Origin of the sequence: Breznakia sp. PF5-3 (assembly GCF_029504745.1) — a bacterium.
Lineage (GTDB): Bacteria > Bacillota_I > Bacilli_A > Erysipelotrichales > Erysipelotrichaceae > Breznakia.
Map to the genome: position 1 here is coordinate 1 of NZ_JAQFIQ010000039.1, position 22,046 is coordinate 22,046.

40 protein-coding genes and 1 pseudogene are annotated in these 22,046 nt (G+C 26.2%); all 41 read right to left on the bottom strand.

Annotated features, from left to right (window positions below; all coding sequences use genetic code 11):
- Nucleotides 1-273: 273 nt before the first annotated feature.
- The gene (locus M2475_RS08945; RefSeq protein ID WP_277491029.1) at nt 274-546 is read right to left on the bottom strand and encodes a hypothetical protein; all 273 of its coding nucleotides are present in this window, start codon (nt 544-546) and stop codon (nt 274-276) included.
- A gap of 211 nt (nt 547-757) precedes the next feature.
- Nucleotides 758-1,120, bottom strand: a complete 363-nt coding sequence (locus M2475_RS08950; RefSeq protein ID WP_277491031.1) for a hypothetical protein — start codon at nt 1,118-1,120, stop codon at nt 758-760.
- 323 nt (nt 1,121-1,443) lie between these two features.
- Entirely contained in the window at nt 1,444-2,385 is a 942-nt protein-coding gene (locus M2475_RS08955) for a hypothetical protein (protein WP_277491033.1), read from the bottom strand.
- A 146-nt stretch (nt 2,386-2,531) separates the two neighbouring features.
- Nucleotides 2,532-3,146, bottom strand: a complete 615-nt coding sequence (locus tag M2475_RS08960; RefSeq protein ID WP_277491034.1) for a hypothetical protein — start codon at nt 3,144-3,146, stop codon at nt 2,532-2,534.
- A 192-nt stretch (nt 3,147-3,338) separates the two neighbouring features.
- A complete protein-coding gene (locus M2475_RS08965) occupies nt 3,339-3,695 on the bottom strand; it encodes a hypothetical protein (RefSeq protein ID WP_277491035.1) in 357 nt (118 codons plus the stop codon).
- A 156-nt stretch (nt 3,696-3,851) separates the two neighbouring features.
- Nucleotides 3,852-4,058: pseudogene (locus M2475_RS08970) on the bottom strand (DUF1307 domain-containing protein); the annotation flags it as partial.
- 83 nt (nt 4,059-4,141) lie between these two features.
- Nucleotides 4,142-4,381 (bottom strand): hypothetical protein, encoded by a 240-nt coding sequence (locus tag M2475_RS08975; protein ID WP_277491036.1) that lies wholly within the window; start codon nt 4,379-4,381, stop codon nt 4,142-4,144.
- A 178-nt stretch (nt 4,382-4,559) separates the two neighbouring features.
- On the bottom strand, nt 4,560-5,213 hold the full coding sequence (locus M2475_RS08980) for a DUF4304 domain-containing protein (RefSeq protein WP_277491038.1): 654 nt from the start codon (nt 5,211-5,213) through the stop codon (nt 4,560-4,562).
- Between the two features lie 50 nt (nt 5,214-5,263).
- Nucleotides 5,264-6,352 carry a hypothetical protein gene (locus M2475_RS08985; protein WP_277491039.1) on the bottom strand — a complete coding sequence of 363 codons (1,089 nt, stop codon included), beginning with the start codon at nt 6,350-6,352 and terminating at the stop codon, nt 5,264-5,266.
- Nucleotides 6,353-6,438: 86 nt separating this feature from the next.
- On the bottom strand, nt 6,439-6,882 hold the full coding sequence (locus tag M2475_RS08990) for a hypothetical protein (RefSeq protein WP_277491040.1): 444 nt from the start codon (nt 6,880-6,882) through the stop codon (nt 6,439-6,441).
- 138 nt (nt 6,883-7,020) lie between these two features.
- Nucleotides 7,021-7,185 (bottom strand): hypothetical protein, encoded by a 165-nt coding sequence (locus tag M2475_RS08995; RefSeq protein ID WP_277491041.1) that lies wholly within the window; start codon nt 7,183-7,185, stop codon nt 7,021-7,023.
- Nucleotides 7,186-7,198: 13 nt separating this feature from the next.
- Nucleotides 7,199-7,384, bottom strand: coding sequence for a hypothetical protein (locus M2475_RS09000; RefSeq protein WP_277491043.1), 186 nt, complete (start codon nt 7,382-7,384; stop codon nt 7,199-7,201).
- Nucleotides 7,385-7,509: 125 nt separating this feature from the next.
- Complete coding sequence (locus tag M2475_RS09005; RefSeq protein WP_277491044.1) at nt 7,510-7,950, bottom strand: hypothetical protein; 441 nt, start codon at nt 7,948-7,950, stop codon at nt 7,510-7,512.
- A 13-nt stretch (nt 7,951-7,963) separates the two neighbouring features.
- A complete protein-coding gene (locus tag M2475_RS09010) occupies nt 7,964-8,308 on the bottom strand; it encodes a hypothetical protein (RefSeq protein WP_277491045.1) in 345 nt (114 codons plus the stop codon).
- A gap of 171 nt (nt 8,309-8,479) precedes the next feature.
- Nucleotides 8,480-9,187: a hypothetical protein gene (locus M2475_RS09015; RefSeq protein ID WP_277491048.1), complete on the bottom strand. Its 708-nt coding sequence runs from the start codon at nt 9,185-9,187 to the stop codon at nt 8,480-8,482.
- 48 nt (nt 9,188-9,235) lie between these two features.
- Nucleotides 9,236-9,469 (bottom strand): hypothetical protein, encoded by a 234-nt coding sequence (locus M2475_RS09020; protein ID WP_277491052.1) that lies wholly within the window; start codon nt 9,467-9,469, stop codon nt 9,236-9,238.
- 5 nt (nt 9,470-9,474) lie between these two features.
- Entirely contained in the window at nt 9,475-9,972 is a 498-nt protein-coding gene (locus tag M2475_RS09025; protein WP_277491054.1) for a hypothetical protein, read from the bottom strand.
- A 156-nt stretch (nt 9,973-10,128) separates the two neighbouring features.
- Nucleotides 10,129-10,386: a hypothetical protein gene (locus M2475_RS09030; protein ID WP_277491056.1), complete on the bottom strand. Its 258-nt coding sequence runs from the start codon at nt 10,384-10,386 to the stop codon at nt 10,129-10,131.
- 332 nt (nt 10,387-10,718) lie between these two features.
- Nucleotides 10,719-11,138 carry a hypothetical protein gene (locus tag M2475_RS09035; protein WP_277491057.1) on the bottom strand — a complete coding sequence of 140 codons (420 nt, stop codon included), beginning with the start codon at nt 11,136-11,138 and terminating at the stop codon, nt 10,719-10,721.
- Between the two features lie 253 nt (nt 11,139-11,391).
- A complete protein-coding gene (locus tag M2475_RS09040) occupies nt 11,392-11,892 on the bottom strand; it encodes a hypothetical protein (RefSeq protein WP_277491058.1) in 501 nt (166 codons plus the stop codon).
- A 41-nt stretch (nt 11,893-11,933) separates the two neighbouring features.
- Nucleotides 11,934-12,197 carry a DUF4926 domain-containing protein gene (locus tag M2475_RS09045; protein WP_277491060.1) on the bottom strand — a complete coding sequence of 88 codons (264 nt, stop codon included), beginning with the start codon at nt 12,195-12,197 and terminating at the stop codon, nt 11,934-11,936.
- Between the two features lie 50 nt (nt 12,198-12,247).
- Complete coding sequence (locus M2475_RS09050; protein WP_277491061.1) at nt 12,248-12,592, bottom strand: DUF3969 family protein; 345 nt, start codon at nt 12,590-12,592, stop codon at nt 12,248-12,250.
- Nucleotides 12,593-12,627: 35 nt separating this feature from the next.
- On the bottom strand, nt 12,628-12,879 hold the full coding sequence (locus M2475_RS09055) for a hypothetical protein (protein WP_277491062.1): 252 nt from the start codon (nt 12,877-12,879) through the stop codon (nt 12,628-12,630).
- Nucleotides 12,880-12,954: 75 nt separating this feature from the next.
- A complete protein-coding gene (locus M2475_RS09060) occupies nt 12,955-13,371 on the bottom strand; it encodes a DUF4279 domain-containing protein (protein ID WP_277491063.1) in 417 nt (138 codons plus the stop codon).
- A gap of 267 nt (nt 13,372-13,638) precedes the next feature.
- Entirely contained in the window at nt 13,639-14,124 is a 486-nt protein-coding gene (locus tag M2475_RS09065; protein WP_277491064.1) for a hypothetical protein, read from the bottom strand.
- 213 nt (nt 14,125-14,337) lie between these two features.
- Entirely contained in the window at nt 14,338-14,895 is a 558-nt protein-coding gene (locus tag M2475_RS09070; protein WP_277491065.1) for a hypothetical protein, read from the bottom strand.
- A 55-nt stretch (nt 14,896-14,950) separates the two neighbouring features.
- Nucleotides 14,951-15,130, bottom strand: a complete 180-nt coding sequence (locus tag M2475_RS09075) for a hypothetical protein (RefSeq protein ID WP_277491066.1) — start codon at nt 15,128-15,130, stop codon at nt 14,951-14,953.
- 44 nt (nt 15,131-15,174) lie between these two features.
- Nucleotides 15,175-15,471, bottom strand: coding sequence for a hypothetical protein (locus M2475_RS09080; RefSeq protein WP_277491067.1), 297 nt, complete (start codon nt 15,469-15,471; stop codon nt 15,175-15,177).
- On the bottom strand, nt 15,411-15,683 hold the full coding sequence (locus tag M2475_RS09085) for a hypothetical protein (protein WP_277491068.1): 273 nt from the start codon (nt 15,681-15,683) through the stop codon (nt 15,411-15,413). Before M2475_RS09085 ends, M2475_RS09080 begins: the two co-directional genes overlap by 61 nt.
- Nucleotides 15,684-15,764: 81 nt before the next feature.
- Entirely contained in the window at nt 15,765-15,923 is a 159-nt protein-coding gene (locus tag M2475_RS09090) for a toxin C-terminal domain-containing protein (RefSeq protein WP_277491070.1), read from the bottom strand.
- Between the two features lie 92 nt (nt 15,924-16,015).
- Nucleotides 16,016-16,354: a hypothetical protein gene (locus M2475_RS09095; RefSeq protein ID WP_277491072.1), complete on the bottom strand. Its 339-nt coding sequence runs from the start codon at nt 16,352-16,354 to the stop codon at nt 16,016-16,018.
- Nucleotides 16,355-16,372: 18 nt separating this feature from the next.
- Nucleotides 16,373-16,552 (bottom strand): hypothetical protein, encoded by a 180-nt coding sequence (locus M2475_RS09100; RefSeq protein ID WP_277491073.1) that lies wholly within the window; start codon nt 16,550-16,552, stop codon nt 16,373-16,375.
- Nucleotides 16,553-16,743: 191 nt separating this feature from the next.
- The gene (locus M2475_RS09105) at nt 16,744-17,757 is read right to left on the bottom strand and encodes a hypothetical protein (RefSeq protein WP_277491074.1); all 1,014 of its coding nucleotides are present in this window, start codon (nt 17,755-17,757) and stop codon (nt 16,744-16,746) included.
- A gap of 228 nt (nt 17,758-17,985) precedes the next feature.
- Nucleotides 17,986-18,132, bottom strand: a complete 147-nt coding sequence (locus M2475_RS09110; protein WP_277491075.1) for a hypothetical protein — start codon at nt 18,130-18,132, stop codon at nt 17,986-17,988.
- Nucleotides 18,133-18,209: 77 nt separating this feature from the next.
- Nucleotides 18,210-18,365, bottom strand: a complete 156-nt coding sequence (locus M2475_RS09115) for a hypothetical protein (RefSeq protein ID WP_277491076.1) — start codon at nt 18,363-18,365, stop codon at nt 18,210-18,212.
- 91 nt (nt 18,366-18,456) lie between these two features.
- Entirely contained in the window at nt 18,457-19,410 is a 954-nt protein-coding gene (locus tag M2475_RS09120; RefSeq protein ID WP_277491077.1) for a hypothetical protein, read from the bottom strand.
- Between the two features lie 298 nt (nt 19,411-19,708).
- A complete protein-coding gene (locus tag M2475_RS09125) occupies nt 19,709-20,089 on the bottom strand; it encodes a hypothetical protein (protein ID WP_277491078.1) in 381 nt (126 codons plus the stop codon).
- 10 nt (nt 20,090-20,099) lie between these two features.
- A complete protein-coding gene (locus tag M2475_RS09130) occupies nt 20,100-20,354 on the bottom strand; it encodes a hypothetical protein (protein WP_277491079.1) in 255 nt (84 codons plus the stop codon).
- 113 nt (nt 20,355-20,467) lie between these two features.
- Complete coding sequence (locus M2475_RS09135) at nt 20,468-20,767, bottom strand: hypothetical protein (RefSeq protein ID WP_277491083.1); 300 nt, start codon at nt 20,765-20,767, stop codon at nt 20,468-20,470.
- A gap of 4 nt (nt 20,768-20,771) precedes the next feature.
- Nucleotides 20,772-21,104: a hypothetical protein gene (locus M2475_RS09140; protein ID WP_277491084.1), complete on the bottom strand. Its 333-nt coding sequence runs from the start codon at nt 21,102-21,104 to the stop codon at nt 20,772-20,774.
- A 137-nt stretch (nt 21,105-21,241) separates the two neighbouring features.
- Nucleotides 21,242-21,898, bottom strand: a complete 657-nt coding sequence (locus tag M2475_RS09145; protein WP_277491085.1) for a DUF4304 domain-containing protein — start codon at nt 21,896-21,898, stop codon at nt 21,242-21,244.
- Nucleotides 21,899-22,046 lie beyond the last annotated feature (148 nt).

Genomic DNA, 22,046 nt, shown 5'->3' on the forward strand with positions numbered 1-22,046 from the left:
TTTAACATTTCAAGACAAACCTTAAAGAAGCTCAATTTATTACCTGTTTGTAACGTTTTTTAATACTTTAGGTATTCCTTAGTTGAATTAAGCGTTTTTTTATTAATTTTTTTCTCCATTATTACCCGATAAAAAAAGTAATAATCTTTTAACATTTTCTACTTTTGTTTCATATCCTAAAGTTCTCAACATAGCTTCTCCCTCATAAACCATTAATATCGTCTATTCTCCATAAAAATTAATTCCACTTTTGGTTTGTTATATAAAAATAATCTATTCTTTTGTTACAACCCACTTAAATAAATCTTTAAAATCTTCAAAACATTCTTCACAAATCCAATAGTAATTATCTAAACTAGAATATCCAGTATTTGTACAATTATCCATCTCTTTGTAATCCTCCATAAAAGTTTTCATGCAAAATTCGCAATGATCATGATTCCACTTTTCTGATGGTTGTTTATATTTATGGTAACATAGGTTAATTCCCATTAAATAAGTTTCTTGATTTGTTAATCTCCAATCATTTTTTATATCCTTGTTCATCAATTATATCCTCTCTACTTTGAAACTGTACTTCCTCCATTAATAGAACTTTTGTTTCTTAACCTGCCTAAATCTTTGCCTTATTTTTTCTTTACCTAATTCTTCTTTGATATTAGTAGTATCAAACAAACTTGTTCCTATTAAAATCTTTATACCGTTTACTACTTTATTTTGACCATTTCAACATCAACTACATATACTCTCCAATTAATTATTCAATTTTCCTATATTCCCCTGTATTCGTTTCATAAACTTCACCAGTATATACATCAATAGCATAATTTCCTGTAGTTTTTCTCATTTCCTCTGTATTGATATATGTTTGTAAAACATAGTATATTCTATTTTCATGGATTGTTATTCCCATATTATCAATTTGTGTATTATTATCATAATTATTACCCAATTTTTTGATTAAAATTGGTCTGATTTCCATATCATTTAATATAGCTTTTTTCTCATCAACATATATACATTGATAATTATTATCACATGTTTTATTTAAATCTTCTTTGTCATTACTACATCCCAAAATTAATACTACAAGTATAATGATTATATATTTCTTTTGCATTTAAATTCTCCCTTTTTCATAATATTAGCAGTGGCTCACATGCCTTTCTATTATCTTCTATACAGATTTCATTATCAACTTAAGTAATCTAGCTATTTGTAATGAAACAAGTGGTTTCAATTCCTTAACAGAAATTCTAAAGTTTGCTACTTCATCTTTGCTCATTTTTAGATATACTTTACTAAAAGCTATATCTGGAATTTTCATGAATACTAGAGTAAGAATAAGTAAATAATGATGTTAGCATTAAAAATAACAGTCTTTTTCATTATTTTTCTTTATTGTCTTTAAGCATTTTAATCCTATTTCTATTCATATTTTACTTAATTTATCTCATACGAACACACAGCTATATCATTATTTAATCTAAATACTACTTTATCACTATTTCCAATAAATCCCATCTCTAAAACCATAAGTTTTCCTTTAGTAACTTTAATTGTCTCAAGTGTGTCCGAGGAAATTATATTTATTTTCCCAATTGCCTCATATTCGTCCAACACTTTAAAGCTATCTAAGGATACGATTTTTATATATCCATCTATTTCATACATAATTATTTTCTCTCTCTCATTTATTGCAAAAACTATTGGTTCTGTTCTTTCCTCTGTTTCATCTATATACAAAATTTCATCATCTTTTTTTATAAGTATGTGATTCATACCAGATACAATTATATATCCTAACGTCTCACAATAAAAAGAAAGATTTAACATATTTGAACAGCTATTTGAAGTAATCCATTTGTCATTTTTTAGATACATAATATTTGTCTTTGTTTTACTCCCTATTAATGGGGCAATCGCAGTTACTAAATAGAAAGTATTAGTCGTCCTTACCGCCCCTATTTTATTGACTTTTTCTTCGAAATCTATATCTTCTCTTAGGCCATCTTCAATACTTAAAGTAGTTAATTTACTATCATAATTATCAACATTAAAATAAGAATACAAAATATATAATTTATTTGAAACAACACTCATTACTTCCATGAATATACCATCTTCTATTAACTCTAATACTTTTTCTACAGAATCATTAATAAAATCTATTTTTAATACATAATGATTATTGAAGAATACAAATAAACAACTATCATCTTCAGAAAAACACCCAGCAGAAGGATAATCTATTCTTAATTCATATATTTTTTCATTGCTTGAATTATAAACCCTTACATACTTGGCAACATAAAGGGCGTATAACCCTTTACTATATGATGTTGCTAATAAAGAAGTATTTCTATATTTTTTAATAAGTTTCATTAATATTCTCCTTAAAATGTAAAATTTCGACTCTTTCCTATATAGCTGCTATCAATCATCATTGCGTTTCCTATACTATTTTAATACTATCCAAAACAGTTTAATTTTTAATTATATTGATAGTATACTTTTTTGTTTCTCTTGCATCACTTCTTTATTTTATAGACTACTTTTATTACAACATTTTCTCCGTTTTTCAGAGTAATAATATCATACATATAAAATGAATCTACATATCCTTTAGAATTAATATAAATAAGAATATCCTCTTCATAATCATTAGTAAAAATCTGTGTCGGATAATTATTATCGGGGGATTGTACTAAATTGGGATTATAGGAAATATAAATTTTTTTATAATCTACTTCCTTGTATACTATCTTATCTTTTTTAATTTCTATTACATTATTTATATACTTTTTTTCATATTCCTTTTTTACAAGTATATCAATTTCATCAGAAATTGATTTTTCATCCTCATATCTAAAATCATTAGTTATATAAACTCCTTGAATTGCAGTTAAGTATTCTTTAATTTGATTTTTATTTAGCCCAATTATACTATCACATGGTTGCTTCAACTGTTCATCAGTAAAGTTGATTTGTTTTTTACCAACTGAAAAATCTGTAATTTCATTTTCTTTAATACTTTGCTCAATATTTAAGCAATATTTACTCTTATTAATGTCTTTTTGCGAACATGATATTAAGATAAATATCATTGAAATACATATTATTTTAAAACTTTTTTCCTCCAGCATCATATCCCCCTCATCAATTAATCAATTTTCATTATTGTTTTACTTGCGCTGGTTTCTTTCCTTGTCATAACTTTCAATATACCATTTATTAATTATATTAATGTATCAATATTCCTTGTAACTCTTGGCATTGATTTATCATCTATAATTTAAAGAAAAGTATCACTATTCGTTCCAATCGCATAGCCTTCATTAATTACTAACACTTATATTTTCACATATCAACTCAATATATAGAGGAAACATATTAATATTACATTTCAAAAATTGTTTTCCATCAATTTCAACATCTTCAACCTCTATTTTTTGTAGAAAATATGGAATTTGTGGAATTATCATTTCCTTAACTGGCCTAAATTTATCGTAGTTTTTTACATGGTCAAATAAAACTTTATAACATCCTACAAACTTTAAAATGTTATCTTTGTCAATTCCTTCAAAAGTTAAAGTAGTTTCGTCACCAAAGTAGCTAGACTCCAACTTTTGTGCTCTTGCATCATAATAATTCAACCTATCTATTGAATTTTGTATTTGCTTAGATTTAATCATTTATTTCTCCTTTTTATTTTAGATTTATATGGGCTATTAGAAGGAATAGCTTTCTCATTCTCCACCCTTACAATTTAATTACTGTTTAGATTTATCTTCATCCACTTATTTGTAAGAACTTCTTAAAACGTTTTAACCTTATCTAACCTTTGAACTCTATTCTGTTTTACATTCGTAAGGACCAGTAGATTTTAAATAATCAACTCTTTTCTCTACGCTAATGTAATCCTCTTTTTTAAATTCATCAAAAGTATATGCTAGTTTACTTAAATTGGACAAACCAACTTTTTCAATATCAATACTTATATCTTTAATAACTCCTTTTTCACTCTGCTTAATTCTAACAACTACTCCCTTCATCTGATTTAAATACTTATAATCATTCTTTCTTTTTAGTTATATACTCCTATTAAATTCTAATTTCTAGAAATATACTATCATTTTTTCTATAAATTTTTTAATTGCTCTTCTAAACTCCAATTTCTAGGTTGCTTTTTTTTATTACTCCATTGTGCTCCATCAGATATCCATTTTATTCTATAACTCTCAAATGTTTTACCTTGATCTTTATCGTCAAAACCGAACTGAAATCCACAACATGGACAAATTTCATAGGAAGCACATCCATTTTTATCATAAGGCTTTTCATATAATCCAAGATAACCACATACTAAGCATTTATACATATAAGCTTCTCCTTTATTTTTTCAATTGTATTCCCATCGGGATTTACAACTTTACCTCTATATCTTGTCAGTTTACCTTGAGTAAGACTTCCTATAGAGACTGCTAACTAACTACAGAGCAGCATGATTTTATACACCTACATCTTCCTCTTCTTTTGCATACTTGCCTTCTATAACCTTATTTGAATGGATATTTCATTTTTTCAATATTGGTTTCCATATTACTTTCTATAAACCGTTTGCATTCCTCTGGATTAGAAAAATCAATTGTTGATAACTCATTTAACCTTTTTTTATTCCCATCAATAACATATTCTGGCATTCCACTATTTAAACTTTCAAAATTTTTTATCATTTCCGTATACGCTTCTTTTGCTTCTTTGTAATTTTCATAATATAAGTTTATAAGAACTTTTATATATTGTTGATAGCAAATGTTATCGCCATAACTCATTTCAATAATCTTTTTAGGATGTTGAGAATTTTTAAACTCTGGAATGATTCTTTCTTTAACTATATGATAAAAATCATCAAATGCTTTCTCACAATCTTCCTCAGTTTCCAATGGCCACCAATAGTCACGTCCATAAACTAAATTCCCAAATCTTCTGAAAGATGTAAAATGTCCTGCATAATATGGCTGATAAAGTAATGAAAAATGATAGTTTCCTGTTACCTCTTTTCCATCGCTGAATCGCTGTATATGAATCTCTTCAACAACATCATACTCTGTTCTTCTCACAAAAAAGGTTGATTTCCATTTTTGAAATCCTAATTCCTTCATCTTTTTTGTGAATATTCGCATCTGCTTATTGTATATTTTTGTATCCATACTATTTCCCCTTATAATAATATTATCAATTCATATTAACAAATATAATTCTATGCCTGTATAAAAGCCTTCTCACAATATACAGTATTATCTTCTATCTTATTAAGTAATTCTATCATTTGATCTATTTGAACTATCATACATTCAAAATATTTTTTAACTTCGTTTTTATATGTTTCTATTTTTTCTTCTGTTGTTATTGAAGTAAAATTGACAGTATCAAATTCATAAGCTCTAAAGAAAAATATTTCTGTTGCATTTGAATGAAATGCATCAAATTCACATCCTACTGATAAATGTGTGTCATTTAATCGAAAAGAAACAAAAAGTTGCTTCCCCATAGATGCTTCTTTCACAAAAACCAACTCTTGCTCCACATATGTCTTATTTTCATATGTTAGAGTTAAAGATGGCTGCAATATTTCTTTAGCATATTCTTTAAACAGCTTATATATTTGATTTCTATATTTTTTATCCATTAAAAAAACTTTATTAATATTCATCTCAAGTTTTTTTTGATATTCTTCACTATGCCAAAACAAATAACTTACTCCGTCTGTATAAAAGTTAGGATATTCTTTTTTTATTTTTTGGAAATTTTCATATATTATTTTTTGATATTCTACTCCATCCAATTTTTCATATTTAATGACAATTGGACTTATCTCACTATTTTTGTCTAACAATATGTTTCCCATTACTTCCTGGTCATATAAATATGCTATTCTACTTTTTTCTTTATTTGCATCATGGTATACTTGCATGCAATCAACATTATAATAATTCACTCCATATATTGAACTGAATGCATACTCCCCATCCTTTATATCTCTAATTTTTTCATTCGTCATTACAAGCAGCCCTGATACTTTCTTTTGTTTTAAAATATCAAAGTATTTATCTATATCCTTTAATTTATGAAATACAATTATATATACATCTTCTCCCTGTTTAAAGTCTATTTCTCTTTCTTCTAAAGATTTCATAAATACTATATTCTTTTTCTTTCCTATTCGATCTACATACCGATAACGACTTAATTTAGTAAAAGCACAAAAAATAGATGTGAATTGTTGATTCTTCACTATAGTTTTTATACTTTCTAAATCTTTGTTTTCTTCATAATATAACTTCTCCATTAAATTATCCTTTCCTTTGCTACTTAGTATTATCTGTATCATTTTGTTTCTATTCAAAGCTTGTTTTAATTACAAAATAAAAAATATCATTCACATATAAAATCTGCTTTTGTTTTTAATTGTTTTTTCAATTTCGAATAACTAACATTATCCTTATTCTCTATTTCTAGAGAAGTTAATCTAGTAAATTCTTCTATATTTTTTATTTTATTAAAATCAATGTTTATAGTTGCATATAATTTGAACTCTACAATTTCTGCTTGTGAATCTACTCCATCACTTTCAAATGAATATGATTTTAAAACATTCTTTATTATCCTTTTTTTCTCATCATCAGATAGTTTGTTATCTTCACTAAATATTCGTCTTTCCATTTTCCAATTTAAATTAATAACCTCTTCATTTTTAATAGTAAATATAACTTCATCCTTCATTTTATTATTACTATATGTACAAGTCTTTTTTTCAATATCATGAGTACATCCACAACATACAATAATCAAGATAACTAAAATGCTTTTTTTAATCATTTTCCCCTCCATTGATTTTTTCTAGTCATAATACTTTTGCAGTATTAAATGTATTACATACTCCAGTTTCTTAATAAACCATCTATCTTATTTTCTTAGCTGAATTACTGAATTAACTTTTTTGAAATTCTAACTATTCTATATCATTACAATTTCCCATATTTCCTTTTTGATATTTTGTTTCGTATAAATATCTTCTTCTGTCCATTCCCACTCGGGACTTGGATTATATATAGCACAGCGATAAGATGTTGTATCTCCAATATAACCAAACCATAAAGAATCTACTTTTCCATTTTTCATTATTGCATGCAAACTATAATTGTTTTTTCTGAATACTCATAAAAATTCTATCTTTATCTACTATATTTTTAGTATATCCTTCAAAATAACAAGCTGTAAAAGTTTTTTCTTCAAAATAGTTATGTAATTTTTCATTCGTAGAGATATTGTTGCACCCTGATAATATTACCATTAACATAATTAGTAATTTTCTTTTCATTTTTCTCTCTTTCTTCACAATCTTCTAAATATTTTCTGTCGTTCCTAAACTGGATTAATCTAAACTCATTTTACCATTAAAAGTTATCCTTTTTAAAATTCTATTTTAGTATTATTTTACTCCTATTAACTCATAATACACGATATCAATGCGAATAAAACTATTGATACGATTACTATAATTGGATACGTATAATGTAACCACGCTTGCTTTCTATAGCTCTTTAAATATTCTTCTCCTTTTAATGTGATTCTTAGACTGACATCTATATTTTCACTATATATTTTTTTTAGAACTAAGGTGTAATTGGTTCCTGAAAAAGCATCAAATAACACTGATTTATAATAATTAACACTTACTTCTTCATATATATCCTCACACTCATCAAAAGCAATCAGCCCCCTATGAAGACAATGCCCTAAATCTAGCAAAGTATCTGTTTTGCTAAATTTATCAATTTCATCAATAAAATTTTTGAGCAATATTTTTTCATTTCTTACGTTACTGATATGAATGAGTATATTCTTAATACTTTTGGGATATGTTCTATATCTTATTGATGGCATATATTATGATCTCCTAAAATTCATTTACATTTTCAAAATACTCAAGCTCTGGATTTATGATTGCTAAAAACTCTACAATTGCATTATTTTTCCCTGATTCAAATCCTATCTTTTGAATATATTCTTGTTTTTCAGTATTCATTTTCGAAGAAAAATTGACTACTTCTTTACAGTATTTATTTAAAAAGTCTTTTTCATCCATTACACTTATATCAATATATATTTTATTATAGGAATCTAGTTTCCCACAATTGTATTCATATAAATCATCCTCAATATTTTGTGTTAGCTTTTTAAAATATTCTAATCGCAGTTCAACTACTTCTTTTAATGTGATTTTACCAATATTATTTTTCATATTTAATATTCTCTCCAAAATAAATCTTCATTTCTATTCACAAATTTTTGAATTTATCTTTTATACTAAATTCGTTGTTTTTTAAGTGCCAATATTATGAGCAGTTACATCCAAGCTAATATAGCTAATTCTTTTTTATAAATCATTACGCACTTCTTCATAAATTTTAGTTTAACATTTAGTTAGTTTATTTAATTGATTTGTATACTTTGTTAATTCTTTATAGAAAAAATCAAAAGCTGGCATTTCTGTTGGCTCAATGAAACTTATTATTTTGTCCCATCTTTTATCTTTGTAGTTATGCTTGTCATTCAAAAATTTCTCAAATGATCCGACTACATAACAAGAGTCTGTATTTTCATAGATTTCTATTTCACTGAGAATATACCCTGTCAAAAACCAACTTAATCCTGTAAGTGATTTTTCACCTAAATACATACCTGGTCTTTCTTTTATCTTTTTTAATAAATCTACTAATCTATTTAAATCCACTTTGTTAGATTTGTTAGGAAACACAAGTACATATGCTGCATTATCTTTTATAGATTGTACATATGATTCTAAAGACTGATTTAAAACTATATCAATGGCTTCATAAAAATTATGGAATGCATTTTCAGTGTTCTCTGTAAAAAAGTTTATAATACTATACATACTTACAGTCATGTTTATATGATAAGAATTACGTATATAAGAATCCAATCTATTAAAAAATAGATTCTTTGAGAATGGATCAACAGGAATATATCCTGCTTCTATTTGGCTATAATTATAACCAGAGAGATATGCAGATATATATTTTATATTATAATCAAATGCTGAATAATAGTTGTTTTTGATTTCTAACAGTTTAATCAATTTTTTATTTTCTGTGTTCATATTATGTTCCCTTTCTATACATATACATTAGTAATTTCGATCAAAAAATTAGTACTCCATACATTTTGGTCTATTCTCAAATTTTATTTCATCATATGTTGAAGTATCACTTGCTTTATTAACTATAGCTTCATTAATTCTTGTATATATTATTGACTTATTCCATTCCAATTCATTTTCAATTCCTTCGTCTACTATATCAATCTTTGCTAACAAACCAAGCATCATAATTTCATTGCTTTCATTAAATTGGATTTTAATAGATATTGAGTTAATTTTCATTATATCTACATCTGTAAAATAAGACTCTCTAAAAAAACTTCATTATTTATTTTTGATGGATCAATACTAATGTTAATTATACCCATACTATTTTCAATTTCTTCATAACTTATATTTAAAATTTGATTTTCATCTAAATTTAAAAACAAATCTTCATAATCAAGATTAGTTTGACTATAATTAAACTTAACCTTGTAATTACCTTCAATTAAATAAATATTACCTTCTTGATAATTAAAATCACATACGCTATCTTCAACCGCTATTTTTCCATTACTAATTGTTAGTTCAGAATCTTTTTTTTCAAAATCCGCAACCATTGACTTTGTAATTCCTTCGCCTTTATTTGTATATTTAAAAAGATCAGACATCACAACATTAAAAGTAAGACTCTTTTTATGTTGCTCAACTAAATCAGAATATTTGATATATAAATCCTTTTCATTATATTGCTCGTCAGATGTACTTTTAGTACACCCTATAAGCAATATAGCTAAAATCAATATGCTTACTTTTTTTCATGTTCTCCTCCTTAAATTAATTATTACATTCGGCTATAACATTGCTATTTAATCCTGCTACCTGTATAACAGTATTTTTCTACTATCGATAATCCATAAACATCTCTCTTATCTCAACATGTATATCGGTTATTGCTACTATATATCACTCTTTATTTGTATTATTTCTTCCGCAACAGATAAAACTTTTCTCTCATCTATCTTGTATAGCGAAATTCCAAAATATTTGATGAATACTTCACCAATATATTGTGCGAGTTTAATTGAATCAACTCTTTTATTGAGTATTAGCCATTCTACTATTTTTTCTATTTCTGGTTCATATTCATCCTCTAAAAGAGGCTGTATTTCAATTGGATTCCAATTATTTATTATTTGTGTAATTTGATTTTTCATACATCCTCCTTTTATCTGCGTATATGCTGATTTTCTAACTATAATTCAGCCTAATATCTTCTTCCCAAATATCCTGTAATAAATCATTTTCAGTCATGTCATTATTCTTTTACTTACCTAATGGAATATAAAGTCTTCTAAGTCTACAGTAACTTTTAAATTATAATCACATCTTAAATCCTATATATTCAACTTCATCTTAAGCACGAAGTTGCGTGCCAATCACTTGTGTTTGTTTTTCTTTTTAAACTCTAATTTAGACGAAATACACCATAATTCTTCCTTAACATTATGTGTCAATTTGCTCTATCCTTACGCTTAATTTCTTACTGTTAATTATCAGACTCACAAGTGAATCCAGATTTTTTTAAAGAATCAATAAACTCTTTTTCATTTTCCAAATTTCCAGTGGAAATAATCAATGAATAATGTCGTGTTTGAAACGGATTATAATCTTTAGATATTTCAAAATCGTATGAAATAATAAGTTTATAATCCTCTTCTTGTTCTATAAACTCTATCGTTTGTCCTTTTTGACTTTCATAGTTTTTGATATCTTCATTCATTTCTTCAAGAAATTTGCTTTTTTCTACCGCAACCTTATCATAAGGTTGTCTCCATGTTTCAATCATCTTACTTAGTTTTGAATTTTTATATGTTAAATTCAAACTAATTTCTGCTATATCATTGCTTTGTGAACATACATAATTGATTTCTGATTTTTCCCATATTTTTTTTATCGTTACAGCCACTAATAATAAGCATAAATATTATTATATATTTTTTCATTTTATCCCTTTCTTATTTATAATCTAAAAATCCATTACTTTTAGTATATCATGCTATATAATTAACTGCCTTAGTTGGATTATACATTTTTGTTATTTATTCAGTTGATTATCATCATACGTATACACTTTCATTATTTCCATCTTCTTTTACCTTATTCTTTCAATTTTCGTTTTCATTAAGTAGAATGGTTGATATTTAAAAAAAGAATTTTGGTTATTCTAATTTCAATAATTCTTCTTTAAATTCTGTATCTTTCTTCATTTTTATATACCATAAAGTAGTTTTTCCATACATTGAAGTATCTACCGTTTTTTGCTTTAAATGTATGTGATCTCCTTGGTAATTTACTGATACTTCCCCTAAATATAATCCAAATTCATATTCATAACGATCATGTGTTATGATTCCAGTATGCATATTTTTTTCTTCAGAAACAATTGGTGCATAACTTGAATAAATAATTCCCTTACTATCGTACAATGCAAAAATTGATAGGCTTTCATTTTTTTTCTGAACTATTTCTAAGTAAAAATTATTATCCGTCATAGAATCTATCATTTTATTATATTCAACATCATCAAAATCTCTCGTTAATTCATTAAATTCTGTTTCTACATATTGACTAAGCCCCTGACTTTCATCATTAGATGTAGTAAAAATAGATACGATAATTAACAATAAAACTATTACAATAAATCTCTTCTTTAATTGCATATTAATATTTCCTTCCTATACAAAACTATATTTTTCTACTCTTACAATTTAGAGTTTTGCTGTATATTCCCTTTCACGTATCTTTCAAGATCACTTTTTATAATAGAAGAGTCTACTAGCATAATTTCTTCTTTTTTTACAGGAAAAACCTTACCAGTTGGATAAGCATCATTTTGAATAAATTCTATTTCAAAATTATCTTCATCATATATTTCTACTATTATTCCAAATGTTCCTTTTAGTACACCGATTGGTACATATTTATTTGTAATCAGTTGAATTGTATCATATAGCTTATATTTCATTTTCTATCTTCCTTTCTAAAATATCTACCCAGTCCAAGACAACTTAATTTCTAATTATCAATCCACTTTTCCCTTGAAATCATTTGGCTTTCTTTATTTTTCATTTGTTTTAATTTTTTGATTGCTAACTCTTTAATTTCATCAATTATTTCATTTAACTTATGAGGAATTAAGGATTCGTAATCTTCTAATTCCAACCCCATACTTATCAACTCTATAATATCTCTATCAATATCTAATTTTTTCAAAATAGAAATACTGTAGGGTGTAAATAAAGCAACTTCAGCATCTGTTATTGTAATGCACTCATGGCTCAAGGATTCCATGAGTCCAATAATATTAATTAATAAAAATTGTTGCACATCATTATATTCTTCTAAACTTATTTTTAACATTGTTCCTCCTTATGGATTACTCCAAAAATATCCTCTTATTTTAAAATCAAAATTATTCCAGACCCACTTTGAAAATAGTGAAGTGTTATTTTTTCGTCAGATAAAGTATATCCATCTTTATACACTTTATAGCGCTCCCCAGATTCTATTTGTCTCAAATAATTTAGTAGCTCTTTGTTATTAATTGTATTTTTGGTAGTTCCACTTTGTCTGTTTTGAAATCCTTCTGGATAATTTGGTGCATCCTTAATTGATTTATCTGTTTTCTTATTCGAATCCTGATCCAAATTATATATTTTAAATGGACTATTGTTTTGTAACTCCTTTTAGAAAAATATCTAATATTTCGGTATCTCTACATACTATGAATTATACACATACATATCAAAATCAAAATCCGCCTGAACTTCATTGGCAAAAGATATAACTCTTTTTGATAAATATATTGATGGGTTTTGCTCATCCCATGTTTCAACAGCTATGATAAAATTACATTCTACATTTAATTCCTTTTTAAGTTCATTTATGATAACCGTCTTACTTTCAATCTTATTTATTATTTTCGTTATTTCCTCACCAATATCTAGTGTTTCTATAAACTCTCCTCCTAGAATCCAAGCACTACACTTTCTTTTTGCGTTTCGATTTTCAATAAAATCTCCTGTCTTCCATATTTTATCGGGTACTAGATTTAATTTATCACTAATTAACTGAGGATCAAATTTATCTCCACGAATTTCGAATTTAATCCTTGCATTTGTTTTTTTTAAATATTCCATTCATAGCCTCCATCTTATTCAATATATTACTTTTTTAAGAAAAAATACCTCTGTTAGAATAAAAACGACACTTCCGGCTTCACGCAGAAGTCTATAATTGAGCATCAAATTTATCCTTATAAATATTATATTTTGATATCTCTTTCTTTACGTAATCTGCTTTAAATTAATGTGAATCATATCATTACCCTTTAAGTATTTGTCACTTATTTATTTTTGATTTTTTGGTCCATTATCCCAACCCTATCTAAAAATCATCATTATTAATTATATTATCGTATAGCCTATCGGTTGATCAAACTTTTCCAACTCCTCTGAAATCCATAATGCTTCATCCTCTCTTACCTTATGAAAACGTAATGTTGTGTATGGCGGCTCACAACTTATAATAAAACAAAATTCTGATTTCATATCAATTTTTTTTAACTTTAAACTCCAATTATCTATTAATAATAGAGCAATTTCTAATGATTCATCTACAGTAATATCATTTTCAATATAATCATTTACCCTTATCTCATTATTATTTGCTTCAAAACCTGTTTTGTCATTATAAATTTTTAATAATCTATTAAAATCATCAATGCTTAAATTAATATTTTGATTTTTAAAAACTATACAACCATATATGTTTTCAAATCTGGGATTAAATAATTTTTTAAGATTATCCATTTTCATATTAATCAAATAAGCATCCTCAACCTTATGATTTATGTTAGCTAATATACTTCTAAATTTTTTATTACTTTTCATTTTATTCACCTTTAATATCCTAAATATTTTAATCCTTTTTCAATTGCATTTTTAATCCATGATTCTGTTAATAATTTATTGATTTTGGGAAGAGTTCTAATAAAGGTACTATTTTCACCTATTTTCTTATCCGACCCTGTCTAAATAAACTTAATATTAAAAATAAACATCTCATTGTAACAAAGTGTTCATTTTTAGTTGTTTCACTATTTATTACCAGTTTATTGTATCACTCCAAAATTTTATATGTTCAATTTTTTCAAATTTAATTCCGTTATATTCTTTTATTCCAAATTCAATTTCTAAATATTGAAACAAATTTTTTCCATAGTAGATAATGTCTAAACCCATTATTGAAAAAATTGGAGGAGTTCCGTTTGTTACTGGAATGTATCTATGTATGTAGACTGGAATCAACTTAGGAGCTTCTTTAAGAAGCAATTCAATTTTTTTCTTCAATTCTTGATCAGTTTCAGGCCGTATTCCCCAGCCTTTTGGCCAATAATCAATTTCATCGCAATAGTTTATTATATCAATGAATGGAATATTCATTTTTTCTTTTATACGGTTAATATTTTCAGGTGTTAGATCTCTCCAATTGTAAAATCCTTTACTAACAGGGAGTCCTATTTTTAAAAATTCTATATATTCAATAGGAAAGGTAATATTATAAATCTTCTCAATTTCAATAATTTCTTGATTAGATAATCCTTTTTCAAATGCAACCCCCTTTTTAACCAGCTCTTTTTTTAACAATTTTAAATTTTGCATTTCTCACCTCTGTCTATTTTATTCTAATAAATGTTCTGTAATGATCTGGTGTATACTAAATCGAACCATCACCGCTCATAACCTCTTTTTCTAAGCCTATCTCTGCATTAGAATCGCTTGGATATAAATCATATTCTTTGTAATACCATTTGGAAATATCTATCTCTTTTTTGAAAAGTTTTATTGCCTTTATACCCATCTGATGGATTTCTATTTCTATTGCGGATTTTATCATTCAGTTTCTTATCCGAACCCTATCCAAGACAAAATAATTTATATCTACATTATATCGACAAACAAACCTAATTCTTCAATTTTTTTTATGCTATCCTTTTTTAAATAATTGCATACACAATACATATAATAATCATAGCCAAATTGAATTTTAAATTTCTTATCAATATCTACAAGTTCACACCATATTGATTCTCGCAAAATTAGAGTAGCAAATATCAGTGCTTCGTCTAAATCTAAAATCATTTCATTTTTTGCATCTATAAATATTTTTTTTGCTTTCAAATAAGGCATATCAAATAAATTTTTCTCAATTTCTTCAAAAGAAACATATTTCTCCATTTTTTTACAACAATATTCTTACAATTAAAGGTTTTAAAAATAATATTAATTGAATCCAAATAATTTTTTTCCATTCCTAAATATGTATCTAAACTTAATTTAGTTCCATTGAAAACTTTTCCAATCTCTCCTACCGAAATCCAATCATCTACAGTATATGCCCCGTTATCAGCTCTATACTCAGGATTATATTTTGTTATTCTAAATCTCATTTTGTTATCCTTTCTTTTATCATTATGGCGCAATCCAATTTAAAAACTCATCATAGGTTCCCATCCTAGTATTTACACTTCCTAAAACCTTGATGGAACTTGCCATTTCCATGTTCCACCACTATGTATATCTGCATCTGGGTTTATATACTTATTTCCTTTTTTGAATATTTTTTGACCATAAGAATATTGATTCGTATCCTTATATTCAAGTTTTTCTGTTGCTTCTTTATTGGTCATTAACTTCTTATCCGAACACTATCCAAGAATTTGATTTCATAATATACAAAATTAGACACTCCTCTATTGAAAAGTACCTAATTTTTTATAAATTAAATGCCAAAATGAATTATATATTTTTTTTCTTTTATAGCTTCTTCAATCAATTCTATTAGTTTTTTCACTTCACTTTTATTCTCATCTTTTATTACAACATTTAAGAATTCCAAAAGTGATTTTGGTGGAATAAGTGTTACTCCATAACGTGCCAACCCTTCATTAGGCCTATTTAAGTTATGCCAAAACGTTGGTATTTTTTCCAAGTTGGAAACCCATTCATTAACAAAATCATCTGAAATTTTTATAACGTCATAATTTTTTGAACTTTTCATACCATAATCAATATTATTTTCGATATTTGCTATAATTGCAAATTTATTGTATGGTCCCATAATTTATTGTCTCCTTACTTATTGTGCTCCAAATGATACTATTGAACCATCTGGTGCTATATCAATATACTTTCCATTTTTCTTGTATCTAATAACTCCTTCTACAAATCCATCAACTTTTGACTTCGTGGCTCCCTTCAAAATCTTTGAGAATTCCACTGCTTTATTTAAATAATTTTGCTTACTTGCTGCGTCCACTTCTGCACCATGCTCGGTATAATGGTAATCTAAAGAGGATTGTAAGCTATCAAAACTCCCTTTACTCCAATGACTATCCGCAGAATATGATTATTTTCGAACCTGTCTAAAATTTTGGTTTCAAATTATCTAAACATTGGACACTCACCCATAAAAAGTGTTCCATACTACGTTACTTTACAAGTATAACTCTATTTTGTTAAATAATCTTCTATATTAAAACCTTCATCAACTTCAAAATCTTTTTCTGAATATAATTTTAATTCTTCATTCAATTTATCGATCACGTGATAAATTACATATGCTCTACTTTCTTCCAAATCGAAATCTAAATTCCCATACATATTTTTTAATCTTTTATAAATTGCTTCTGCTTGTACTGTATTTACACTCTCATATGTTGATGTAGGATGAAAAATATCCTCGATATTATTATTACCTTCTAATATTGCTTCCTTATTATCATGTGCATTAATAATTTCTATAAGTTTATCTAATTCTTCTATATAACTATCAAAATCATTGTAAAAAAGCACTCTAAAATACATTGGCAAATAATTACTAGCATTTTCATCTAAGTCTATATCGGGATTATCTAAAATATATTCGAAGTTTTTTTGAGGAGAATATAATTTAATCATTGCTTTAGAATCGACAACCATATTGAATGTTTCCATTTTATCATTAAAATAAATATCTATTGTTACATTTTTTAAATCATATTTCTCTTTATCATTTATAAATGCTTCATTGATATCGATATCTTCTATTGAAAAACTCTTCAGTTTTACAAAAGTTGTTGAATCATAAATCAAGTTTTCTAAATCATCCAGTGTTACAGTATTAATTTCACAAGAATTATTGTTGATTTCACAATAACTAATATCTATTTTATTAATCACTTCGTATTTTTTGCCTTTTAAAACTAGATCAAATGTACACTCTTTACTATTATATGGATCATACCAGATATATTTCATATCTAACGCTTTTCCTTCAACTATTAGTTCAGGAGATTCTTTATAAAATCGGTCTATTTCTTTTTTTTCTGTTTCGCTCACTTTCTCAGTTAACTTTATTTCCGTTAACTGTTCATTTTCAATGATATTTTTTATAAAAACTAAAACTATACATCCTAAAATAAAAATTAAGACTATCCCTAAAATAATAAAATCCTTTTTTACTCTACTTTCATGTTTACTCATTTTTTCTCCTATTTTAGATTATGTATATTTCTATTTCATTCCACTTGTATCTTTTTTAATTCCATTATACAACAATATAACATAAAATTAATCTGATCGTTTTCTATAATTAATAAATTCTATCAACCATTAAAAAGCTCTTAAACAATTTTAAAAATAATACGTTAGTATAGATTCAAAATTTAGGTTAAGCAAATCTAGAATAGCCTATTTTTTATTTCTTGATTTCTAGCTGATTGGTTTTATATTTCCTTTATCCCATTCTTTAAGAAACATTTCTGCATTAAATCTAAATAGAGGATGATACTCATCATTATTTTTTACTTCCTCTAATTTTTCTCTTGCTAACTTAGAAGAAATATTGAGTTTAAGCATTTGTGCACTACATGTTATCAATGTACTTGGACTTATTGTTGTATTAAGAATTTCGTTATAAAAGATTTCTCTATCCTTTAGACTACTTTTTTTGCTATTTCAAATATTTTTTCTAATTTTTTAAATGCTTTATTACTACTTTTACTATCACCACTTAAAGTTGATTTATCTTTACATTCTCCAAGACTTAAAAAAACATTTAAATAATCATATAATTTTTTTTCATTTTCCATATTGTCTCCTATAATTTAAACATTACAGTATAATTCCATATTTTTAAAATATCTGTCCCGTATTGATATCTTGCTCTAAAAAACACCATTTTTATCCATCCTCCGACAAACTTATATATCTACAAATTTCTACATCATTATTATTTTCAAAAATCACCATATTTGTTTCTCTAATAAAATCCATATTGTTTATTGGAATCCTCCCTTTATAGGTGTCAACAATATCAAGCGTATCAGGATTAATAATATTTATTTTACCAAGTACCTCATATTTATCAATAACCTTAAAATTATTCAATGATATAATTTTTATTTCCCCATCTATCTCATACATTAAATAATTACTTTTTTCATTTATTACAAAATCAATTGGCGTTGTTCTATCTATTGTTTTATCAAAATAAACTATTTTCATATTTTTTTTAATTGATACATGTTTTTTCCCAGAAATAACTAGATATTTCAAAGACTTGTAATACTTGAAAATGTCATCATTAGAACTAAAAACATCTAATTCTACTAAATCATTTTGTGCCAAATAAAATGATTTAGTCATAAATTTTTTTGACTTCATTGGCAATTCAGTTGTTACAATAAAATAAGTCTTTTCCGTATTCAATCTACTGATTACATGTAGTTTTGAATCAAGTGATTGTTCCATAATTTTTTCTTCATCGCAGTTCCATTGTATTAATTTATTTTTATGCTTTTCCCCCTCAAAATAAGAAAATTGAAGATACATTTTATTTGATACCATTGTTATAACATCCATTGTTATGCTATCTTCCATTAATTCTAATACTTTTTCTACAGAATCATTAATAAAATCTATTTTTAATACATAATGATTATTGAAAAATACAAATAAACAATTATCATCTTCAGAAAAACACCCAGCAGAAGGGTAATCTATTCTTAATTCATATATTTTTTCATTGCTTGAATTATAAACCCTTACATACTTGGCAACATAAAGGGCGTATAACCCTTTACTATATGATGTTGCCAATAAAGAAGTCCTCCTATATTTTTTAATAAGCTTCATTTGCATTCTCCTTCACTACCTTTATTTTTTTATTAGTTCCAAACTTTATTCCTTAATAGTTTGTAAATCTATCATATATCTTTCTGAATCTAAAAATTCTACTTCATAAATAAAATAACCTCGTCTGTATATACAATGACTCCTTCCATATTCCTTTTAATTTTACCATGAATATCTTTAGTTACTACTTTCCGAACTCTATCCAAAAAGTTCACCATCAATTATATAAAAAGAATCAATTCTTAGCTTCAATAATGAGCTAGAACTGAGGCTTTCTTCAATGCTTTAATAACTGTAATTAGTAATCAGTTGGATAGGCCTTAATTTTTAAGATTTTGATTTGAATAATACTGTTGATAGGAAATGCTTTCCCCTCAGTAATAAAAGTAATAATACTGTTATTTAAACGTAGTACAGTAAATCCATCACTATCAGTTTCTTCTAATTTGCCTTGAATTACAATATCATCTTGTATTTGTCTAATCTGAAGCGTATTGTTTGTTGCTAATGATATATCTGTATTCCAAGTTAGATTTTTATCAATGTCTAATTCAACATCTACTTCTGCACCAATTACTGGTAACTCACCATCCCAAATGACATTGAATTCTCCATACTTTGATTTAACCCGTATATTTCTTTTTTGTTTATTATTATATGATAAAATTTTTAACTCCATTTGTTTCTCCTTATGGTATGATTCTTTGTAATATATTGGACACATTCATAACATCATTTACAGAGTCATAGGTCCATGTTTCAAAGTGAAAGTGACCTTTTGGAGTACCCATGCTTCCCATTTCATGATTTCCAAATCGAATACTTCTTGTTCCATCTGCAGAGAATATTCGATTATTATCAACAAGTCCAGTTCGTGGATTTATATTAGTTTGGTTTTTACCTAAATAATTATCCCATGAATTTACAACATCGGATGATTTCATTGCATTTGGTGCTTTAGTTTCAGGTAATGTATTAACTTTCGTATTAGCACTTGGTTGATGATTCCCCGAACCCTATCCAAAAACTAGTTTAAATCATTTTTATATTTATTATATCAAAATAAGGCTTTTATACTCATTTCATTCCAACAATCAATAAAAAAATCACCATCTGTTCTTCCCTGAACAATAACACTCCAAATATCATTAAAGCGTTCAGTACTATCTTCAAAAGAGAAAAGAATTTTATTATCTAAATGAGTTATGCTTATACTCTTATTATTATATATTAATTCTATTTCCCTTCCCATTTCAATCAGTTTCATTAGCGCAGCAATCGAATGATTGTTTAGTAGTTCCTTTGTTAACGCCTCATGTAATATTATGTTGTTTCTTTTAATTTCTTCTTTATTCATTTTTTTACTCCCTTGGTGGATTTTTTGTCCAATCCAAATAATGTTCATGTGGAAATATATGGTTATTGTTAGGATCATTATGTTTAAAATCAATATCTTTAATTACATTTCCATTCTCATCATAAAATCTTCGTTGTAGTAATTCCTTAGTATTTTTATCATAAAGGTCTGTACTTGAATTAGGTTCCCCTTTCGTATCCAAATTATCATGTGAATCCCCATATTTATCAGTGTGATTATTCATTTTATCTGTTTGCTTTTTCCAATCAGCATTCGAACCCTTATTCTTGTTTTTAGAATTTTCTGAATCACTTGATGTTGTAGAGTTAGAATTCAACTGTGTATTTGTCTTATTCTTGCGCCTTCTTAACTATGGGGTGGATACATATTTTCATCTGGACTTACAGCTTTATCTTTATATCCTACTAAAAGGATACAAGGCAAGATTGCAATTAGTTAATTAAATATTTTAATCTATTTAAATGGATATTTCATTTTTTTAATATTTTCGTCAATATTGGATTTAAGAAAATCCATACAAGCTCTTTCGTCATGAAATACCATTTTAGGTATTTCACTTAATTCTTTTCTATTTAGATCAATAAAATAAAAATCTTTTTCATTTTCGTTTAAAATATCAAAATTTTCTATAGTATAATCATAGTTTTTTTTAGCTTCTCTATAATTTTTGCTATGTAAATTTATAAGGATTTTTATATAGTGTTGGAAAAACAAAATTTTATCTTCACTTAATTTTATTATCTCTTTAGAATCTTTAAATTTATTAAATTCTGGAATGATTTTTTCTTTGATAATATTATAAAAATCATCAAATGCTTTTTCGCAATCTGCCTCTGTTTCTAATGGCCACCAATGATCTTTTCCATAAACTAATTGTCCAAACCTTCTACTTGTTTCGAATCGAGTTGCTAAATATGGTTGATATAATAAAGAAAAACCGTAATTTCCTGTTACCTCTTTTCCATCGCTGAATCGCTGTATATGAATCTCTTCAACAACATCATACTCTGTTTTTCTCACAAAAAAGGTTGATTTCCATTTTTGAAATCCTAATTCCTTCATCTTTTTCGTAAATACTCGCATCTGCTTATTATATATTTTTGTATCCATATTATTCCCCCTCGTATAATATGTAATGTAATCAAACAGAAGCATCGCCTTCCATATCGATTGCATTTACACTCTAATTAATAGATAATAGATTCGTTTTGAATGAAGGTTTTATTTTTCCTCCTTGTGGCTTATAAAGTCCACTTTA

Bases quoted from the DNA above. Each gene is read 5' to 3' on its own strand.
- M2475_RS08945 (WP_277491029.1), bottom strand. From the start codon at position 546: ATGAACAAGGATATAAAAAATGATTGGAGATTAACAAATCAAGAAACT.
- M2475_RS08950 (WP_277491031.1), bottom strand. From the start codon at position 1,120: ATGCAAAAGAAATATATAATCATTATACTTGTAGTATTAATTTTGGGA.
- M2475_RS08955 (WP_277491033.1), bottom strand. From the start codon at position 2,385: ATGAAACTTATTAAAAAATATAGAAATACTTCTTTATTAGCAACATCA.
- M2475_RS08960 (WP_277491034.1), bottom strand. From the start codon at position 3,146: ATGCTGGAGGAAAAAAGTTTTAAAATAATATGTATTTCAATGATATTT.
- M2475_RS08965 (WP_277491035.1), bottom strand. From the start codon at position 3,695: ATGATTAAATCTAAGCAAATACAAAATTCAATAGATAGGTTGAATTAT.
- M2475_RS08975 (WP_277491036.1), bottom strand. From the start codon at position 4,381: ATGTATAAATGCTTAGTATGTGGTTATCTTGGATTATATGAAAAGCCT.
- M2475_RS08980 (WP_277491038.1), bottom strand. From the start codon at position 5,213: ATGGATACAAAAATATACAATAAGCAGATGCGAATATTCACAAAAAAG.
- M2475_RS08985 (WP_277491039.1), bottom strand. From the start codon at position 6,352: ATGGAGAAGTTATATTATGAAGAAAACAAAGATTTAGAAAGTATAAAA.
- M2475_RS08990 (WP_277491040.1), bottom strand. From the start codon at position 6,882: ATGATTAAAAAAAGCATTTTAGTTATCTTGATTATTGTATGTTGTGGA.
- M2475_RS08995 (WP_277491041.1), bottom strand. From the start codon at position 7,185: ATGAAAAATGGAAAAGTAGATTCTTTATGGTTTGGTTATATTGGAGAT.
- M2475_RS09000 (WP_277491043.1), bottom strand. From the start codon at position 7,384: ATGAAAAGAAAATTACTAATTATGTTAATGGTAATATTATCAGGGTGC.
- M2475_RS09005 (WP_277491044.1), bottom strand. From the start codon at position 7,950: ATGCCATCAATAAGATATAGAACATATCCCAAAAGTATTAAGAATATA.
- M2475_RS09010 (WP_277491045.1), bottom strand. From the start codon at position 8,308: ATGAAAAATAATATTGGTAAAATCACATTAAAAGAAGTAGTTGAACTG.
- M2475_RS09015 (WP_277491048.1), bottom strand. From the start codon at position 9,187: ATGAACACAGAAAATAAAAAATTGATTAAACTGTTAGAAATCAAAAAC.
- M2475_RS09020 (WP_277491052.1), bottom strand. From the start codon at position 9,469: ATGAAAATTAACTCAATATCTATTAAAATCCAATTTAATGAAAGCAAT.
- M2475_RS09030 (WP_277491056.1), bottom strand. From the start codon at position 10,386: ATGAAAAATCAAATTACACAAATAATAAATAATTGGAATCCAATTGAA.
- M2475_RS09040 (WP_277491058.1), bottom strand. From the start codon at position 11,892: ATGCAATTAAAGAAGAGATTTATTGTAATAGTTTTATTGTTAATTATC.
- M2475_RS09045 (WP_277491060.1), bottom strand. From the start codon at position 12,197: ATGAAATATAAGCTATATGATACAATTCAACTGATTACAAATAAATAT.
- M2475_RS09050 (WP_277491061.1), bottom strand. From the start codon at position 12,592: ATGTTAAAAATAAGTTTAGAAGAATATAATGATGTGCAACAATTTTTA.
- M2475_RS09060 (WP_277491063.1), bottom strand. From the start codon at position 13,371: ATGGAATATTTAAAAAAAACAAATGCAAGGATTAAATTCGAAATTCGT.
- M2475_RS09065 (WP_277491064.1), bottom strand. From the start codon at position 14,124: ATGAAAAGTAATAAAAAATTTAGAAGTATATTAGCTAACATAAATCAT.
- M2475_RS09070 (WP_277491065.1), bottom strand. From the start codon at position 14,895: ATGCAAAATTTAAAATTGTTAAAAAAAGAGCTGGTTAAAAAGGGGGTT.
- M2475_RS09075 (WP_277491066.1), bottom strand. From the start codon at position 15,130: ATGATAAAATCCGCAATAGAAATAGAAATCCATCAGATGGGTATAAAG.
- M2475_RS09080 (WP_277491067.1), bottom strand. From the start codon at position 15,471: ATGGAGAAATATGTTTCTTTTGAAGAAATTGAGAAAAATTTATTTGAT.
- M2475_RS09085 (WP_277491068.1), bottom strand. From the start codon at position 15,683: ATGAGATTTAGAATAACAAAATATAATCCTGAGTATAGAGCTGATAAC.
- M2475_RS09090 (WP_277491070.1), bottom strand. From the start codon at position 15,923: ATGACCAATAAAGAAGCAACAGAAAAACTTGAATATAAGGATACGAAT.
- M2475_RS09095 (WP_277491072.1), bottom strand. From the start codon at position 16,354: ATGGGACCATACAATAAATTTGCAATTATAGCAAATATCGAAAATAAT.
- M2475_RS09105 (WP_277491074.1), bottom strand. From the start codon at position 17,757: ATGAGTAAACATGAAAGTAGAGTAAAAAAGGATTTTATTATTTTAGGG.
- M2475_RS09110 (WP_277491075.1), bottom strand. From the start codon at position 18,132: ATGCTTAAACTCAATATTTCTTCTAAGTTAGCAAGAGAAAAATTAGAG.
- M2475_RS09115 (WP_277491076.1), bottom strand. From the start codon at position 18,365: ATGGAAAATGAAAAAAAATTATATGATTATTTAAATGTTTTTTTAAGT.
- M2475_RS09120 (WP_277491077.1), bottom strand. From the start codon at position 19,410: ATGAAGCTTATTAAAAAATATAGGAGGACTTCTTTATTGGCAACATCA.
- M2475_RS09125 (WP_277491078.1), bottom strand. From the start codon at position 20,089: ATGGAGTTAAAAATTTTATCATATAATAATAAACAAAAAAGAAATATA.
- M2475_RS09130 (WP_277491079.1), bottom strand. From the start codon at position 20,354: ATGAAATCATCCGATGTTGTAAATTCATGGGATAATTATTTAGGTAAA.
- M2475_RS09135 (WP_277491083.1), bottom strand. From the start codon at position 20,767: ATGAATAAAGAAGAAATTAAAAGAAACAACATAATATTACATGAGGCG.
- M2475_RS09145 (WP_277491085.1), bottom strand. From the start codon at position 21,898: ATGGATACAAAAATATATAATAAGCAGATGCGAGTATTTACGAAAAAG.